General features: G+C 71.4%; 8 protein-coding genes. 7 read left to right on the top strand and 1 reads right to left on the bottom strand.

Translation table 11 applies throughout. The annotated features are described in order from the left end of the window. The first annotated feature begins 3 nt into the window (after positions 1–3). From ACFO3J_RS01395 to ACFO3J_RS01380, 4 genes are all read left to right on the top strand, one after another. Entirely contained in the window at positions 4–3,870 is a 3,867-nt protein-coding gene (locus tag ACFO3J_RS01395) for an SDR family NAD(P)-dependent oxidoreductase (RefSeq protein ID WP_386425085.1), read from the top strand. After that, on the top strand, positions 3,857–6,109 hold the full coding sequence (locus tag ACFO3J_RS01390; RefSeq protein WP_386425070.1) for a cytochrome P450: 2,253 nt from the start codon (positions 3,857–3,859) through the stop codon (positions 6,107–6,109). The genes ACFO3J_RS01395 and ACFO3J_RS01390 overlap by 14 nt, the downstream gene beginning before the upstream one ends. After that, positions 6,109–7,293, top strand: a complete 1,185-nt coding sequence (locus tag ACFO3J_RS01385) for a macrolide family glycosyltransferase (protein WP_386425067.1) — start codon at positions 6,109–6,111, stop codon at positions 7,291–7,293. The genes ACFO3J_RS01390 and ACFO3J_RS01385 overlap by 1 nt, the downstream gene beginning before the upstream one ends. A gap of 212 nt (positions 7,294–7,505) precedes the next feature. Then, a complete protein-coding gene (locus tag ACFO3J_RS01380) occupies positions 7,506–9,152 on the top strand; it encodes a thiamine pyrophosphate-binding protein (RefSeq protein WP_386425064.1) in 1,647 nt (548 codons plus the stop codon). Between the two features lie 75 nt (positions 9,153–9,227). On the opposite strand, the gene ACFO3J_RS01375 is transcribed toward ACFO3J_RS01380, so the two are convergent. Further along, on the bottom strand, positions 9,228–10,016 hold the full coding sequence (locus ACFO3J_RS01375) for a hypothetical protein (RefSeq protein WP_386425061.1): 789 nt from the start codon (positions 10,014–10,016) through the stop codon (positions 9,228–9,230). Between the two features lie 215 nt (positions 10,017–10,231). Here ACFO3J_RS01375 and ACFO3J_RS01370 point away from each other — a divergent pair, with 215 nt between their 5' ends. The 3 genes from ACFO3J_RS01370 (at position 10,232) to ACFO3J_RS01360 (ending at position 17,189) form a co-directional block, all read left to right on the top strand. Then, positions 10,232–12,235 (top strand): FUSC family protein, encoded by a 2,004-nt coding sequence (locus ACFO3J_RS01370; protein ID WP_386425058.1) that lies wholly within the window; start codon positions 10,232–10,234, stop codon positions 12,233–12,235. A gap of 212 nt (positions 12,236–12,447) precedes the next feature. After that, entirely contained in the window at positions 12,448–13,200 is a 753-nt protein-coding gene (locus ACFO3J_RS01365; RefSeq protein WP_386425057.1) for an SDR family oxidoreductase, read from the top strand. A gap of 473 nt (positions 13,201–13,673) precedes the next feature. Beyond that, positions 13,674–17,189: a phosphodiester glycosidase family protein gene (locus ACFO3J_RS01360; RefSeq protein ID WP_386425054.1), complete on the top strand. Its 3,516-nt coding sequence runs from the start codon at positions 13,674–13,676 to the stop codon at positions 17,187–17,189. The last annotated feature ends 96 nt before the right edge of the window (positions 17,190–17,285 follow it).

Below are 17,285 nucleotides of genomic sequence, written 5' to 3'. Positions count from 1 at the left end.
TTTGTGGTGGGGCATTCGGTGGGTGAGTTGGCGGCTGCGCATGTGGCGGGTGTTGTGGGGTTGGTGGACGCGTGTGGGTTGGTGGTGGCGCGTGGTCGGTTGATGCAGGGGTTGGCGTCGGGTGGGGCGATGGTGTCGGTGCGGGCGTCGGAGGGTGAAGTGGTGGGGTCGTTGCCTGCGGGGGTGGGGGTTGCGGCGGTGAATGGTGCTGATGCGGTGGTGTTGTCGGGTGATGAGGGGGCGGTGCTGGCGGTTGGTGAGGTGTGGCGGGGTCGTGGGCGTGAGGTGCGGCGGCTGGCGGTGAGTCATGCGTTTCATTCGGCTCGGATGGATCCGATGCTGGGTGAGTTCGAGGCGGTGGTGCGGGGGGTGTCGTTCGGTGTTCCGGTGATTCCGGTGGTGTCGTCGGTGGTGGGTGGGCCGGCGGATATGGCGGATCCGTTGTACTGGGTGCGGCAGGTGCGGGAGACGGTGCGGTTCGGTGATGCGGTGGACTGGCTGGTGGGGCAGGGGGTGACGGGGTTTGTGGAGGTGGGTCCGCATCCGGGTCTGGTGGCGTCGGGGTTGATGCGGCGTGGTCATGATGAGCCGGAGCGGTTGTTGGCGGCGCTGGGCAGGTTGTGGGTGGCCGGGGCGCCGTGGATGCTGCCGGTCCCGGCCGGGGCGGCGCGGGCGGAGCTGCCGACGTATCCCTTCCAGCACGACCCCTACTGGCTCCTCCCGAAACCGTCGGCCGAGGGCCTCGATCCGCTGGACCACCCGCTGCTGCGGTCCCTGGTGAAACTCCCCGACGGACAGGGCGTGGTGCTGACCGGGAAGCTCTCCAAGTCGACGCATCCGTGGTCCGACGAGCACACCGTGCTCGGCTCCGCCCTGCTGCCCGCGACCGCTTTTCTCGAACTGGCCGTCCAGGCCGGCGAGCAGGTGGCCTGTCCGGTACTGACTGAGCTGGTCCTCGAAGCACCGCTCCTGCTGCCCGACCGCGACAGCGTGCATGTGCAGGTCACCGTGGGCGCGCCCGACGGCGCCGGCGGCCGGCCCGTCACCGTCCACTCCCGTACGTCCGCCGAGCCCGACGAGTGGACCCGGCACGCGACCGGTGTCCTGGGTTCCGCCGCGGCCAGCACGGACCGGCCCGAACCGAGGCCCGCCGACGCCGTACCGATCGACATCGGCACCCTCTACGACCGGCTCGCCGCGGCCGGCTACGACTACGGGCCCACATTCCAGGGGCTCACCGGAATCTGGCAGCACGGCGAGGACCTCTACGCCGAGGTCAGCTTCCCCGTGGAACCCGCGGAGCTGACCGGCTACCGCCTTCACCCCGCGCTGCTGGACGCGGCCCTGCAACCGCTGACCCTGCTCACCGCCATCACGGCCGGTGCCCGCGACCCCGGCGAGAGCCTGGCGCGGCTGCCTTTCTCCTTCTCCGGCGTGTCGGTCACCGGTTCGGCCGGCACGGTCCTGGTGGCGCTGCACCCGACCGGCCCCGACACGTACTCGCTGCGGCTCACCGACACCACCGGCACGCCGGTCGCGACCATCGACGCGATCGTGTTGCGACCCTTCGAACTGGCGGGCCTGGCCGCCAAGCGCCAGCCGAACACACTGTTCGCTGTCGACTGGACCCCGCTGACGGCACCGGAAGGCCCGGACGTCGAGGTGGTCTTCCACGAGGTCACCGGCGCCGGCGACCCGGTCGCCGCCACCCACGCGGTGACCGGGGAACTGCTCGGCCGGGTCCAGGAGTTCCTGGCCACCGACACTCCGGCCCGGCTCGTGGTCCTCACCGGGAACGACCTGGCCTCGGCCGCGGCCCGCGGCTTCCTGCGCAGCGCGCACACCGAGAACCCCGGGCGCATTCTGACCGTCGGGCTCGACGGTACGGCCGCGTCCCGGCAGGCGATCCCCGCCGCGGTGCGCGCCGCCGTGAGCGAGGGCGAACCCGAGATCGCGCTGCGCGACGGGACCGTCCTGGTGCCGAGGCTGGTCAAGCCGGTGGCGGACGGCACGGCCGGGCCCCTGGACGGCACGGTACTGATCACCGGGGGCACCGGAACCCTCGGCGTCCTGGTCGCGAGGCACCTGGTCGCCCGGCACGGCGTACGGCGGCTGGTCCTCGTCAGCCGTACCGGCGTCGAGCCGCCCGGGCTCCGGGAGGAGCTGGGCGTCGACCTCACCGTGGCCGCGTGCGACGCCGGCGACCGCGAGGCGTTGGACGGCCTCGTCCGTACGATCACCGACCTGCGGGTCGTCGTGCACGCCGCCGGGGTGATCGACGACGCCGTGGTCGGGTCGTTGACGCCCGACCAGGTCGGCAGGGTGCTGCGCCCCAAGGTCGACGCCGCGTGGAATCTGCACGAGGTCACGAAGGGCATGGATCTGCGGGCGTTCGTGCTCTTCTCCTCGGCCTCCGGGGTGTTCGGCGGTCCGGGGCAGGCCAACTACGCCGCGGCCAACGCCTTCCTGGACGCGCTGGCCGAGCACCGGCACGCGCGGAATCTGACCGCCACCTCGCTGGCCTGGGGCTACTGGGCCGAATCCAGCGGCATCACCGGGAATCTCACCGAGGCCGACCACCGACGGCTGGCCCGGACCGGGATGCTGCCGCTCTCCACCGAGCTGGCCCTCGACCTGTTCGACACCGCGCTGGCCGGCGGACGGCCGGCACTGGTGCCGGTCCACCTCGACCTCGCCGCGATGGGCACCCCGCCCGCGCTGTTCCGGGGACTCCTCCGGCCGCGGCGCACGGCCGAACCGGTCACCGGGACCGGACCCGAAGAGCTGGTCCGGAAGCTGAACTCCCTGCCCGAGCCGGAGCAGCGCGCCCTGCTGCTCGACCTGATCAGCACACACAGCGCGAACGTGCTGGGCCAGAGCACCGCGGGCACCGAGGACCCGCGGCAGGCCTTCCGCGACAACGGCGTCGACTCGCTGACCGCCATCGAACTGCGCAACCGGCTCAACGCCGCCACCGGGCTCCAGCTCGCGGCGACCGCGGTGTTCGACTTCCCGACGCCCGCGCAGCTCGCCAACCATCTGTACGGCCAGCTGTGCGCGCCGGAGAACCGGGTCACCGGGCCGATGGAGCGGCTGCTGCGCAAGGCCGTCGAGGTCGGCCGCGCCCCGGACGGTCTCGAACTGCTCGCCACCGCCTCCCGGTTGAGCCCGAGCACCGAGACGCCCACCTCGGAGGCGGTCAAACTGGGCGCCGGCTTCCTCCAGCCGTCGCTGGTCTGCCTGCCCTCCGCGCTGGCCTCCAGCGCGACGGAGGAGTACGGGCGGTTCGCCGCCGCGCTGGAGGCCACCCGCGACGTCTCGGTGGTGACCCTGCCGGGATTCGCCGGCGACCCGCTGCCGGCGGACGCCGACGTCCTGGTCCAGGCGCTCGCCGAGGCCGCGTCGACCGTCGCCAACCCGGTGCTGGTCGGCCGTTCGGTCGGCGCGTGGCTGGCGCTGGAGACCGCGAGGGAGCTGGAACGGCAAGGGGCCCGCCCGCACGCCGTGGTGCTGATCGAGGGCTTTCCCGAGGACCTGCCGGGCGTCCTCACCGGGATGCTCGACGCCGAGCACCAGGTCCAGCCGATCGACGACGACCGCCTCGTGGCGATGGGCCGCTATCTCGACCTGGCCGGCCCGCCGAAGCCCGTCACCGCGCCGGTGCTGCTGGTGAGTACCGAAAAGCGCTCGTGGCCCCGGCTGTCCACCACCGCCCAGGACATGATCACCGTCTCGGGCGACCACTTCACCGTCCTGGAGAAGCACTCCGCGGCCACGGCGCTGGCGATCAGTACGTGGCTCCTCGATTTCAGCGGATACGGCGCCGGGTTATCCGACCTCAGAGAAAGGGACGAGCATGATCTGGCATGACGTCTACATCGGTGGGACGGGCCGACATCTGCCGCCACGCACGCTCGCGACGGATGCCGTGCCGGCCACCGAGACCATGCGGCGGCTGCTCGCGCTGTCGGACTTCGTATCGTTCACCCAGTCCGCCGACGTCACCGAGCACGCGATGGCCGTGCACGCGGCGATCGGAGCGCTGCAGGAGGCCGGGCTGAGCGGGGCGGACATCTCCATGGCCGCCTACGCCCAGATGGACACGCGGGACCACATGGCGCCCTCCTGCCACCTTCAGCGCGTCCTCGGCCTCGGCCACGCCCTGGTCTACGAGGTCGAGGCGACCAGCAACGGCGGCTCCGCCGCGCTCCAGTCCGCCGCCGCGCACCTGGTGGCCGACCCCGGCGCGACCGCGACGCTCGTCACCGCCACCGCCCGCTTCCTGCCGCCCCGGTGGGAGCGCTGGCAGCCCACCATCGGCATCTTCCTCGCCGACGGCGCGGTGTCGGCGGTGCTCAACAGGGAGGGCGGCCGGGCCCGGCTGGTGGCGACCGCCAACAGCTCGGCGACCCAGATGGAAGTCCTCGCCACGCCGACCATCCCCGACCCGAAAGGTCACCGCGACCGCACGCCGATCGAGGTCACCGGCCTGGCACCGTACCTGACGCTGATGAGCGAGGCGCTGGTCAGCGCGGTCGAGCAGGCCGCCAAGGAAGCCGGTGTCAACATCGCCGACATCACCCGGTTCGTCGTCACCGGCCTGGGCCTGGCCCAACTCCAGGTCGTCGTGCTGGAGCCGCTCGGCATCGACCTGAGCCGCACCACCTGGCCGATGCTGCGCGAACTCGGCCATGTCGGGCCGTGCGACCAGCTGCTGGGCATCGACCACCTGCTGCACGACGAGACCCTCAAGCCCGGCGACACGGTCATGTCCATCGGCCTCGGCATGGGCTCGCGGTTCACCGCGACCCTGCTGGAGATCACCGAGCCGCCCGAGCCGCGCGGTACGACGACCGTCACCCAGCCGGTGCGGGCGAGGATCGTGCCGGTCGACGCCTATGTGATCGACCCGTCCGGCAGTGACATTTTCGGCGAGTCGGCCAACCTGCGCGAGCGCGGCGCGGCCACCCCGGTCGAGCTGCCCGGCGGCATCCACGCCTGGGCGGTCACCGGGCACGAACTGGCCAAGAAGCTGCTGCTCGACCCCAGGGTATCCAAGGACGCCAACCGCCACTGGCCCACCTGGCGCGACGGCGACGTCCCACCGGACTGGCCGCTGATCATGTGGGTGGCGATGAAGAACATGTTCACCGCCTACGGCGACGACCACACCAGGCTGCGCAGCCTGGTGGCCAAGGCGTTCACCCCGCGCCGTATCGAGGCGATCCGGCCGCGCGTCGAGGCGATCACGGCCGCGCTGATCGAGGATCTGGCCGCGACGGCGCCGGGCCAGCCGGTCGACCTGCGCTCGGCCTTCGCCTTCCCGCTGCCGATCCAGGTGATCAGCGGCCTGTTCGGGGTGTCCGCGGCGGAGGGCGCGGACCTGCGGCGGCTGGTGGACGCGGTGTTCAGCCTGGACGCCGATCCGGCCGGCGTCCAGGCGGCGTCCGGTGAGCTGTACATGCTGCTCAAGGAACTCGTGGCCGCCAAGAGGGAGAACCCCGGCGACGACATGACCAGCGACCTGATCGCGGCCCAGGAGGCGGACGGCACCCGCCTGTCCGAGGCGGAGCTGCTGGACACGCTGCTGCTGAGCATCTCGGCGGGCTTCGAGACGACGGTCAACCTGCTCGACCACGCCATCCACGCGCTGGCCACCCACCCCGCGCAGCTCGACCTGGTGATCTCCGGCGCCAGCACGTGGGACGACGTGGTGGACGAGACCCTCCGCTGGCAGGCACCGGTTCCGAACCTGCCGCTGCGGTACGCCATCGAGGACATCTCCGCGGACGGCATCGAGATCCGCAAGGGCGAGGCGATCCTGATGTCGTTCGGCGCGGCGGGCCGTGACCCGGCGCAGCACGGCGCGGACGCGGAGGAGTTCACCATCACCCGGCCCTCGCGGCAGGACCACCTCACCTTCGGGCACGGCGTGCACTTCTGTCTCGGCAGCCCGCTGGCGAAGCTGGAGGCCACCACGGCGTTGTCGGCGCTGTTCTCCCGCTTCCCGGGGCTGCGGCTGGCCGTGCCCTCCTCGGAGCTGGAGCCGCTGGGGTCCTTCTTCACCAACGGACACAAGACGCTCCCGGTCATCCTGGAGGAGAACTGATGGCCCACTTCGCTTTCGTGAGCGCGCCCGCCTCCGGTCATGTGAACCCGACGCTGCCGCTGGTGGAGGAACTCGTCCGGCGCGGTCACCGGGTCAGCTACGCGACAGGGCCTGCCACCATGGACGGTCCGCTGGCCGCCGGCGCGACGCCGGTCGTCCTGCCCTCGGAACTGCCGCCGGACATGGGCGCGCGGGGCGAATTCACCGCGGACCAGCTCGCTGTGACGCTGGAGTACTTCCTGGCCGACGCGCGCGCCTCGTTTCCGGTCCTGTCCGACCATTTCTCGGCGGACCGGCCGGACGCGGTGTGCTACGACTCGGTGACCTTCACCGGAAGGATGCTGGCGAATCTGCTCGGGGTGCACGAGATCTCCCTGGTGCCGACCTTCGCGGAGAACGAGTCCTTCTCCGCGACGCAGGTGTATCTGCCGCCCGACTTCGACCACACGCATCCCCGGCTGGTGGCGGCGATCCAGGAGATGGGGAAGTTCGCCCAGGGGCACAAGTTCCTGGACGACCCGAATCTGATGTTCGGCTATGTGGCGCCGACGAGTGTGGTGTTCATCCCCCGGGAGTTCCAGCTGTCGGGGGAGACGTTCGACGAACGGTTCCACTTCGTCGGTCCGTCATTGGGCAGTTGGCAGGTGGCCGAGGAATGGAGCCCCCGGTCGGACGCGCCGGTGCTGCTCATCTCGCTGGGAACCGTCTTCAATGAACGCCCGGAGTTCTACCGGCTGTGCGTCGAGGCGTTCGGCGACACCGCCTGGCAGGTGGTGATGGCGATCGGCGCGCTGGATCCGCAGTCGCTGGGCCCGGTCCCGGGGAACTTCGAGGTGCACGCCCGGGTGCCGCAGGTGGCGGTGCTCCGGCACGCGAAAGCGTTCCTGAGCCACGCCGGGATGAACTCCACCATGGAGGCGCTCTACCACGGGGTGCCGTTCGTGGCCGTGCCGCAGATTCCCGAACAGCGGGTGATCGCCCGGCGGGCGGAGGCGCTCCAGGTCGGCAAGGCGCTGGCCGAGCCCACGGTGCAGGGGCTGCGCGACGCGGTTTCCGAAGCCGAGTCCTTCCGCCCGCGGGTGGCGGCCATGAGCCGGACCGTGCGCGCCGCCGGCGGCGCGGCGAAAGCGGCCGACATGCTGGAGAAGCTGCTGACCCAGCAGCGGCTCGAAGGGATGGGCTGAGCCCGGGCGGACGGGCGCCGGCGATACTCCGGTATCGCCGGCGCCCGTCGTAAAAGGCCTTGAATTCGACCGGGGCGCCCGTTTGTCTTCCCGCCGGAGAACGTGTCGTCGATCCCCTGTCCACTGTCGTCGGTTATGGTCTGACGGAAATCGCCGCGACCGAATGTATTGACCTCTGGTGGCAGAACGACGCGAACCGAAGGGGAACTTCGATGAAGGCTTTCCAGGCTGTCAATGCCGCAGTGGCCGCCGAGGGGCTCGACCGCTTGTTCGCCGTGATGGGTGACGCGAACCAGGATCTGATCGTGGACCTGGGCGAACATCACGGCGTGAAATTCGTGCACGCGCACCACGAGGGCAGCGCGGTCGCCATGGCCGACGGCTACGCCCGCTTCAGCGGCAAGCCCGGCCTCGCGTCGGTCACCCAGGGACCCGGTTACACCAACGCCACCACCTCGCTGGTGGCAGCCCGGCTGCACCGCACACCCCTCCTGGTGCTCGCCGGGCACGCCTCCTTCCACGATCCCTACGACCCGCAGGGAATGGTGGACCAGGTCGCACTGGCCAAACTCACCACGGAGGCGAACGTCCGGCTGGATTCGGTCCGCAATGTGGATTACTGCCTCGGTGAGGCGTTCCGCCAGGTGAAGGTACGCAAGGGACCGTTCATCCTGAACCTGCCGCAGAACATCCAGCAGGCGGACATGCACGATCCTGACTGGGCGTACGAGTCGATGTACCGCTCCAACGCCCTCCAGCCGCCGCGTGCGCAGGATGTGGAGGAGGCCGCCCGGTTGCTGGCGTCCGCGCGGCGGCCGACGATCCTGTGCGGACTCGGCGCGGTCAACGCGACGGCGGAGTCGGAGGTCCGCAGACTGGCCGAGCAGTTGGGCGCGCCGGTCGGAGTCTCCCTGCTCGCCTCGGGATTCTGCGCGGACTATCCGCTGTATCTGGGAGTCAGCGGCGGACTGGGCTCGGATCTGACGGTGGACACCCTCGCCGACAGCGATGTGATGGTCGTCGTCGGAGCCAGCCTGAACGAATGGACGACGGATTTCGGCAAGCTGCTGAAGAACGGCAAGAAGATCATCCATATCGACAGCCGGCCGGAGGCTTTCGGCTGGTTCGCACGCGTCGCCATCGGCATGACAGCCGACGCCCGGACAGCGGTGGGCGCGCTGGCGGACCGGCTGAGCGCCACCACGGAAGCGCGCCGGCCCAATACCCAGCTCCAGCAGCAGATCCAGGAACGGAACGCGTGGAAGGTGTCGTACGAGGACGGGGATTCGGTCGATCCCCGCCGGGCGGCACAATACCTGGAGGACACCCTGCCGAAGGACGACCGCGTCCTGGTGCTGGACGGCGGTCACGCGGCGATGGTCTGTACGAAAGTCCTCACCGTTCCCCGCGCCGAGAACTGGGAAGTCGGCTGGGACTTCGGTGCCATCGGCCAGGGACTCGCCATCGCGATCGGCGCGTGCTTCGGACGGCCCGGACAACGTGTCACCCACACGACCGGGGACGCCTCGTTCATGATGAACGTCGCCGACTTCCAGACCGCGGTCCGCCACAAGCTGCCGCTCACCGTGGTCGTCTTCAACGACAACGCGGTGGGCCAGGAGAAGCACGACCTGATCCACAAGAAACTGAACCCCTCCTACGCCGACACCCCGCAGGCGGACTTCGCCCAGCTGGCCGCCGGCTTCGGCGCCAAGGGCTTCACCGTGCGCACGCCCGACGACTTCGGCGAGATCGACAAGGCGCTGGCCGTCGAGAAGGGCCCGGTCGTGATCGACGTGCGGATCAACGGTGACATCGAATTGGCGGCGAGCTGGGAGATCGCGAAGCACCTCAGCTGAGGCGTGCCGCCGGGACCCGCTGCGTGAACGGGCGCCGGCCGGCTCGCGGCCGGCGCCTCGCTCGCCTCTCAAAGCTCAAACGGAACGCAGCAGCAGGAAATCGTGCCGCATCCGGAACATCGCGGTGGGGCCGGACTCGACTCCGGGCCGGGCCACGCAGAGGAATCTCAGCCGGTCGCCGCGGGCCACGTCGGCGGAGGACACCGGACTCGCGCACCAGTCGATCCTGACCTGGACGGTGTGCGCACCCGGAGCCACCGACGTCACACAGCTCTCCCCCCTCCGCAGATCCCCCACACGCTTGCCGTCGACGTAGACCTTGTAGCGGCGCAGTCGGGCGTAGGAGTCCGCCTCGTCGCGGAACACCAGGATCTCGGCTGCGCCGTCCTGCTCGTACGGCAGTGACGTGGGCGCCACGGCGGCTCCTTGTCCAGCGGACGAACCGCTCTGCGGGCCGGGCCGGCGCCCGGCTGTGTCCGCGTCGTCGCCCCGGGCGTGTTTGGGCAGGACGAAGAGGGGCCTGCCGATAAACACCAGCGAGATCTGGCCCAGACAGCCGCCGAGGAAGACCGCGAGTCCCGCGAGGGCCACGGCGAACGCCACCGGGTTCCGTGGGTCGGCGGCCCCATGCCGGGGCAGCCACGCGCCTCCCAGCAACAGCAGCGTCAGACCGCTCAGGCACACCGAATCGAGCAGGGAACCCCGCGCGAGCCGCCGCTTGGCCGCGGGTCCGGCCAGCCGGGCCAGGGCCATCGGCGACGGACGCGCCGTGGGATCGCCCCAGTAGCGTGCCACCCGCACCCAGGAACGCGCGGAGATCACGCCCAGGACGGCGCCTCCCGTGAGCGCGGTCAGCGAGATCATGAGAACAGCCCTCCGAGGTTCGGACATCGAGCATGGGGCAGTGCCGTCGAGGGAGCAACGTCTCCATTCCCGGCGGCGCGCAGGCGTAGGTCCGCGATTCCCCGGATGACGCGCCGCCAGTAGCGTTGCGGCTCCCGGGTGACGGCTTCGACGGTCGGATGCGTCGTGAGGGCAGAAGGGGGCCGCCGTATCCGGGGTACGGCAGGGTGGGGGACATGGGCGATCCCGACGGTTCGAAGTCCGGCCGCCGCTGGAGATGGCGCGGGGCTGCCGCGCGGCTGGCGCCGCCGGGGTGGCTGCTGGACGCTGTCCGTCCCCGGCCGGCGCCCGTGCCCTGGGCGGCTGTCACCCGCGCCTCCGTCGCACTGGGCGTACCGCTCGCGGTGGGCATGGCAGTCCACCGGCCCGCCTACGGCGCGCTGGTGGACATCGGCGCCGTCTTCGCGGTGCTGTGCGACAGCGCGGACGCCTACCGGCTGCGGGTTCTGAACATCGCGGTCCCGCAGCTCTTCGGCGTGGCCGGTATCGCCCTCGGGATCCTGGTCCGTGACCGGGGCTGGGTGACCGTCGTGACACTGACGCTGGTCGCCCTCGTGTCGGGGATGATCTCCTCGATCGGCTCGGTGGCCTCCTTCTGTGGGCTGCTGTTCCTGCTCAACGCGGTGCTGGGGGCCGGAGTCGTCTTTCCCGAACCGCATTGGGCGGCGCCGCTGCTGTTCCCGCTCGGCGGGGCGTTCGTCCTCGCGCTGACGCTGACCGGCTGGCCGTTCCGGCGCGGCGCCCCGGAACGCGACGCGGTCGCCCGGAGCTACCGCGCGGTGGCGGATCTGCTGGAGGCGGCCGGCCAAGAGGACTACGACGTGCGGCGGCAGGCCGTCACGATGTCGATGAACGAGGCGTACGACAGCATTCTCTCCCGCCGCACCCGGGACATCGGCGACCGCAGTCCGCGGCTCCGGCTGCTGGCGCAGCTCAATGCCGTCACCCCGCTCGTGGAGGCGGCGACAGCCGCGCGGCTGCCGGACCGCGCCGCGGATCCGGCGATTCCCGGCACGGTGAGAGACCTGGCCGACGCGGTCGCCGAGGGCAGGGGAGCCGGCCGGCCGCGCGCCCTGCCCCCCGCCGGCACCCCCGCCGAGCGTGCCGTCGACACGGCGCTGCGCCACGCCGCGTCAGTGGTGGGCGAGAACTCCCCGGCGCCGGACGGCGCGGCCGACCTGCTCGGCAGACCCACCGCCTTGCGGCTGCGCGCCCGCCGCGCCGCCGCCGACGCACTGCTGTCCGAGGCCTCGTGGCGGTACGGGCTGCGGCTGGCGCTGTGCATCGGTATCGCCCAGACACTGGTGTCGGTCGCGGCGCTCCCGCGGTCGTACTGGATCGCCGTCACCGTCACCTATGTCCTCAAACCCGATTTCGGTTCGGTCTTCTCCCGAGCCGTGACGCGGGCGATCGGCACCGTGCTGGGCCTGGTCGTCGCGACCGCCGTCGTATCGAACGTCGAACGGGGCTGGTGGGACGTGCCGGTGATGGCCGTCCTCGCCGGGCTCATCCCCGCGGTGTCGGCCAAGGGGTACGGATTCCAGACGGCGTCCATCACACCGGTGGTCCTGGTGCTCACCGATCTCCTCAGCCACCAGGGCGTCGGCCTGGTCCTCGCCCGGTTCATCGACAGCCTGATCGGCTGCGCCATCGTCCTGGTGCTGGGCTATCTGCTGTGGCCGGAGAGCTGGCGGACGCGGATCGGCGACCGGCTGGCCGACACGGTCGACGACGCGGCCGAGTACCTGGCCAGCGCCTTCGCGCCCGGTGCGCCCAGCGATGACGCCCAGGCCGCCCGGGCCCGGATGCGGCGACGCGTCTACCGCGCCCTGTCCGTCGTCCGCTCCGAGTTCCAGCGGGCCCTGGCCGAACCGCCGCCCACCGGGCCGCGGGCGGCCGCCTGGCTGCCGCTGGTCGTCGCCGTCGAGCGGATCGTCGACGCGACGACGGCAGCGCGGGTCCGTGCCAACCACGGAGCTCCCGCGCCCGCGCCGTCGGATGTGACCGCGATCGAGGTGCAGCTCCGCCAGCTGGCGGGCCAGGTGCGATCGCACCAGCGGCCCGTCCCGGCACCGGTCCCGGCCGGGGGAGTCGAGGAGGGCGCGCTCGGCGGCCTGTGGCAGGAGGTGGAGGCGGCGCGCGCCATCGCCTCGGCCGGCCCGGACGGTCCGGGCGGCTGATCCCCGACGGCCGCGGCGGCCCGCCGCCGGCCCAGCACGCGGCCCATGTCACATCCGGGGGCGCTGTCTCGTCATCAGGGCATGAACACGAGAATCCGAGCCGCCGGCCTCGGCCTCCTGGCCGCGACCGGGCTGTACAGGGAGATCCGGGCGCACTGGCGCGGCGGCGCGCGATGACCCATCCGAATACGAACACGAAGGAGAGGCACGGCATGCGGGTAGCGGTAGCGGGCGGAACCGGGACGGTCGGACGGTATGTGGTCGAGGAACTGGCCGCGGCGGGGCTGGAGCCGGTGGCGCTGTCCCGGTCGCTCGGCGTCGACCTGGTGACGGGCGCGGGGCTCGACGCCGCCATGGCGGGCGTGGAGGCGGTCGTCGACGTGAGCAATGTGACGACCACGAACGCCAGGAAGGCGGTAGCGTACTTCGACGGTGCCGGCCGCAACCTTCTGGCCGCCGGGGAGCGGGCCGGTGTGCGGCACCACGTCGCGCTGTCGATCGTCGGCATCGACCGGGTCGGCCTCGGCTACTACCAGGGAAAGCTGCGTCAGGAGGAAGTGCTGAAGGGCGGACGGACACCGTGGACGGTGCTGCGCGCCACCCAGTTCCACGAGTTCGCCGAACAGGTCCTCGACCGGGTGCCGAAGCCGCTCGCGGTGGTGCCCCGGATGCGCACCCAGCCGATCGCCGCCCGGGAGGTGGCCCAGCATCTCGTGCGACTGGTCCGGGCCCCGGCGCTGGGCATGGCCCCGGATCTCGCCGGACCGCAGGTCGAGCAGCTCGTCGACATGGTGCGCCGGGTGCTGCGGGCCCGGCACGAGCGCCGACTGGTGCTGCCCGTGAAGATGCCCGGCGCCACCGGCGCCGCCATCATCGGCGACGGACTGCTCCCGAGCGGCCCGGGACCCCGGGGCGGGCAGACCTTCGACGTGTGGCTGGCTCAGCGGGTCGCCCAGGGGGATTGACGACGCCGTGTCCCTGCCTTCCGGACCGGCCCAGGAACCCTGACAAGCTCCACGAGTGGACCGGTGACCACCTCCAGCCCGCGGCCCGGCCTGTCTTTCCCGCGCGTCGCGGCGCGCTGACGCCCCGGCACCTCTTCGCTGACGCCCGGACACCTCCCGCTGACCGGCGCCCACTCGCGCCACGATCCGACCGGGAGGGCTCCCGGCCCGGCCACTTCCGGCGCGGTCGGCGGCCTCCCCGCGGGACCGGAGCGCCGATCTCCTGACCGACCGGCAGACGCGACCCCCTCTTCCGCCAGGGTTCACCGAATGCTCGTGACGGAGCCTTCCTCGCTTCTTGGTCGATCTTCTTAATCGATGACGCGCCCTTGATCGAGTTGGGCATAGCGGGGTGCTGCCCCGATATCATCTCTTGAGCGAAGGTTTCCATGAAATTGATGGTCCTGAACCATCGGTGTACAAGGCCACTACTTGTGGCAATTGTCGCGGCGACCGCGTTCTCGGTCGTCCCCGGCGTCGCGTACGCGAACAGCGGCCAGAGCCGGCCGGCGCCGGTCACCGGCGGAATCCCCCTGGTCAACACGACCGAGAAGATCGGTCCGGGGATCGACCTGCGGCATGTGAAGGCGCTCGACCAGAAGGGCTGGTACGACGCCCAGTACCTGAGCGTCGACCTGTCCAACAGCGCGGTCAGCACCAATCTGTTGACCTCCGGACCGGTCGCGTCCGGCGGGCCGCTCAGCGCGGCCGCCAACAAGGCCGGCGCCGTCGCGGGCGTCAACGGCGAGTTCTTCGACATCGGCAACTCCAACGCCCCGCTCGGCGGCGAGGTCCAGGACGGCAAGGTCCTCAAGAGCGCCGACATCGGCGGCCGCGACCATGTCGGGGTAAGCGACGACGGCATCGCCCAGCTCGTGGACCTCACGGTCGACACGTCCGCGAACTTCGCGGGCGCGGACCACAAGGTGCTGTCGCTCAACGCGGCGGACGGCGGCGGGGTTCCGGCCGACGGCCTGATCGCGTTCACGTCCGCGTGGGGCGACTACAGCCGCAACCGCGGCCTGACGGGTGTGGCCAACGACCAGATCGCCGAGGTCCTGGTCGAGAACGGCTCGGTCGTGTCGGTCACGCCGAGCGGTCCGGCGGGCTCGGGCACGATCCCGGCCGACGGCTTCGTGCTCGTCGGGCGCGGCGCCGCGGCGACCGCGATCCGCGCGCTCAAGCCCGGCGACCCGGCCGCGCTCAGCTACGCGCTCGCCGACAACGTTGCCAAGACGATGAAGTTCGCGCTCGGCGACGGCGGCACCATCGTCTCCGGCGGCAAGGTCGTCAGCGGCCTCGACACCTCGATCGCCCCGCGCACCGCGCTCGGCTTCAAGGACGGCGGCCACTCGCTCGTGCTGGCCACCTGGGACGGCCCGGGCGGCACCGGCAAGGGCGGCGTCGGGATCGACAAGGAGGCGAGCGACCTCGCCGCGATGGGCGTGCAGACCGCCGTCAACCTCGACGGCGGCGGCTCCACCACGATGGTCGCCCGGGCGCTCGGCGAGGACGACACGACCGTCCGCAACGTCCCGTCCGACGGCTCCGAGCGCAGCGACCCCAACGGCGTCGGGGTGTTCGTCGCCAAGGGCGACGGCAAGCTGCACCAGCTCCTCATCAAGCCCGCGCCGGGCGGGGCGGCGGCCGACGGCGGCGTGAAGGTCTTCCCGGGACTGCACCGCGCGCTCGTCGCCGAGGGCACCGACAACCACCAGACACCGGTGACGGTCGACCCGAAGTCCGTACGGTGGTCCGTGTCCGGAGCGCCCGGGGCGTCCGTGAAGGGCGGCACTCTCACGGCCCCGGCCAAGGCGGCGCCGCGCGGCGCGATCACGGTCGACGCCCGGGCGGGCCGTGAGCGGGCGCAGCAGAAGGTCACCGTCCTCGACCCGTTGAGCAGTGTCGAGCTGTCCTCCCAGCGCCTGTCGATCGCCGACGTGACGCCCGACGACGCGACCACCATCTCCGTGACCGGCCGCGACGACCAGGGCTACACCGCCCCGATCGACCCCCGGGACCTCTCGCTCGACTACGACCACAGCGTCGTCGGCATCCAGGCCGTGGACGGCAAGCTGAAGATCACCCCGCTCGCCAACGCGGGCACGATCCTCACCGTCTCGGCCGGCGGCAAGTCCGTCCAGCTCCCGATCACGGTCGGTGTCCAGACCAAGACGGTCTACGACTTCGACGACGACGTGCTCGCCCGCTGGCACAACAACAGCACCGCGGCCACGCAGTTCTCGGTGGACCCCGACGGCCTGCGGATCGACTTCAACGCGATGCGCAACGTCGGCATCACGGCGGCGTCGGCGGCCCAGCGCATCGCGGTGCCCGGCCAGCCGCTGCGGCTGCGGGTGCGGATCAAGTCGGACATCGATGTGCCCAGCGGTCTGACCTACCTGGCCTACAGCGACACCAACGGCAAGAGCAACGGCGTCTACGGCACCGGTCTGACCGCGAGCGACGACTGGCAGTACGCGACGTTCACGCTGCCGGCCAACACGGCGTTCCCGATCTCGATCTCGGGCTTCCAGGGCATCAACACGAGCGTCGCCCAGCAGAAGGCGGGCACCTTCGTCCTGGACCGCGTCGAGGCCGACGTCCCGACCTCGATCGACCTGCCCGCCCAGCCCGCCCTGCAGGCCGACCCGCTCGTCTCCGACGACGGCTCGCTGCCCCAGGGCCGCGGCACCTGGCAGTTCGCCACCCTGTCGGACGTGCAGTTCACGGCCGACAACCCGGCGCTGTCCCAGGTCGCGACGACCGCCATCGAGCGGATCCGCACGACCCACCCGGACCTGATCGTGCTCAACGGCGACATCACCGACCGCGGCCTGCCGCAGGACCTCGCGCTCGCCCGCCAGGTGCTCACCGATGCCGGCTGCGACCTCATCCCGGTCGGCCAGGAGCCGGCGGAGTACAGCACGCCGAACCCGAAGGCCGGGTCGATCCCGTGCTACTACGTGCCGGGCAACCACGAGTCCTACGGCCTCAACAACGTCCAGTCCGACCTGACGAACTTCACCGCCCAGTTCGGCCAGCCGTACCGGACGTTCGACCACAAGGGCACGCGGTTCATCCTGCTCGCCAGCTCCCTCGGGACGCTGCACGGGACCGCGTGGGACCAGCTCCCGATGATGCAGAAGGCGCTCGCCGACGCCGAGAAGGATCCGACGGTGCACAACGTCATGGTGTTCGCCCACCACCCGGTGGACGACCCCAGTGAGACGAAGGCCAGCCAGCTCGGGGACCGCGACGAGGTCGCGCTCATCGAGAAGATGCTCACCGACTTCCGTGACTCCACCGGCAAGGGCGCCGCGATGGTCGGCTCCCACGCCCAGGTCGCCAACGTCCACCGTGTCGAGGGCGTCCCCTACGTGGTGCTGCCGTCGTCGGGCAAGGACCCGTACGGCACGCCGGACCGCGGCGGTTTCACCGGGTGGCTCGACTGGTCCGTCGACGCGAGCAAGAACGCGGACCAGCAGTGGCTCGACGCCGATGTGCGGGCCTTCGCGCAGTCCATCACGCTCAACACCCCGGCCACGGTCCAGGCGGGCGGGACCGCGCAGCTCTCGGGCAGCATCGTGCAGCCGGAGGGCGTGGCGACGGGCACGCGGGTGGTGCCGCTGAGCTACCCGATGTCGGTCGACTGGGGCGGTTCGTCCGACCTGGCGATCGGCAGCGGGAAGGCGGCCGTCGACGAGGCCCGCCGCAAGGGCGAGGTCGCGATCCTCGACCCGCGGACCCGGGTGCTCACCGCGCTGCGCGGCGGCTCGGTGACCGTGTCGGTGACCAACGACTCGATGCGCCCCTACACCGACGGCAGTTCACTCGCACCGATCACGACCTCGAAGACCATCAAGGTCGTACCGGCGCGGCGCGATCCCGGCCACGGAAACGGCCACGGAAACGGCCATGGTTCGGATCACGGTCACCACGCGAAGTGACCCCGGTCGACACCGGTAGGCGCCCGCCGCGGACCCGCTGCTGAGCGGTCCTGAGCGGGACGCGGCCCGGCTGAGGGCGAGCACTCAGGTGCTCGC

It is taken from the genome of Streptomyces polygonati (assembly GCF_042650325.1).
Taxonomy (GTDB): Bacteria; Actinomycetota; Actinomycetes; order Streptomycetales; family Streptomycetaceae; genus Actinacidiphila; species Actinacidiphila polygonati.
This window is presented reverse-complemented; position numbering and strand designations above follow the sequence as displayed.

Bases quoted from the DNA above. Each gene is read 5' to 3' on its own strand.
- ACFO3J_RS01390 (WP_386425070.1), top strand. From the start codon at position 3,857: ATGATCTGGCATGACGTCTACATCGGTGGGACGGGCCGACATCTGCCG.
- ACFO3J_RS01375 (WP_386425061.1), bottom strand. From the start codon at position 10,016: ATGATCTCGCTGACCGCGCTCACGGGAGGCGCCGTCCTGGGCGTGATC.
- ACFO3J_RS01370 (WP_386425058.1), top strand. From the start codon at position 10,232: ATGGGCGATCCCGACGGTTCGAAGTCCGGCCGCCGCTGGAGATGGCGC.
- ACFO3J_RS01385 (WP_386425067.1), top strand. From the start codon at position 6,109: ATGGCCCACTTCGCTTTCGTGAGCGCGCCCGCCTCCGGTCATGTGAAC.
- ACFO3J_RS01365 (WP_386425057.1), top strand. From the start codon at position 12,448: ATGCGGGTAGCGGTAGCGGGCGGAACCGGGACGGTCGGACGGTATGTG.
- ACFO3J_RS01380 (WP_386425064.1), top strand. From the start codon at position 7,506: ATGAAGGCTTTCCAGGCTGTCAATGCCGCAGTGGCCGCCGAGGGGCTC.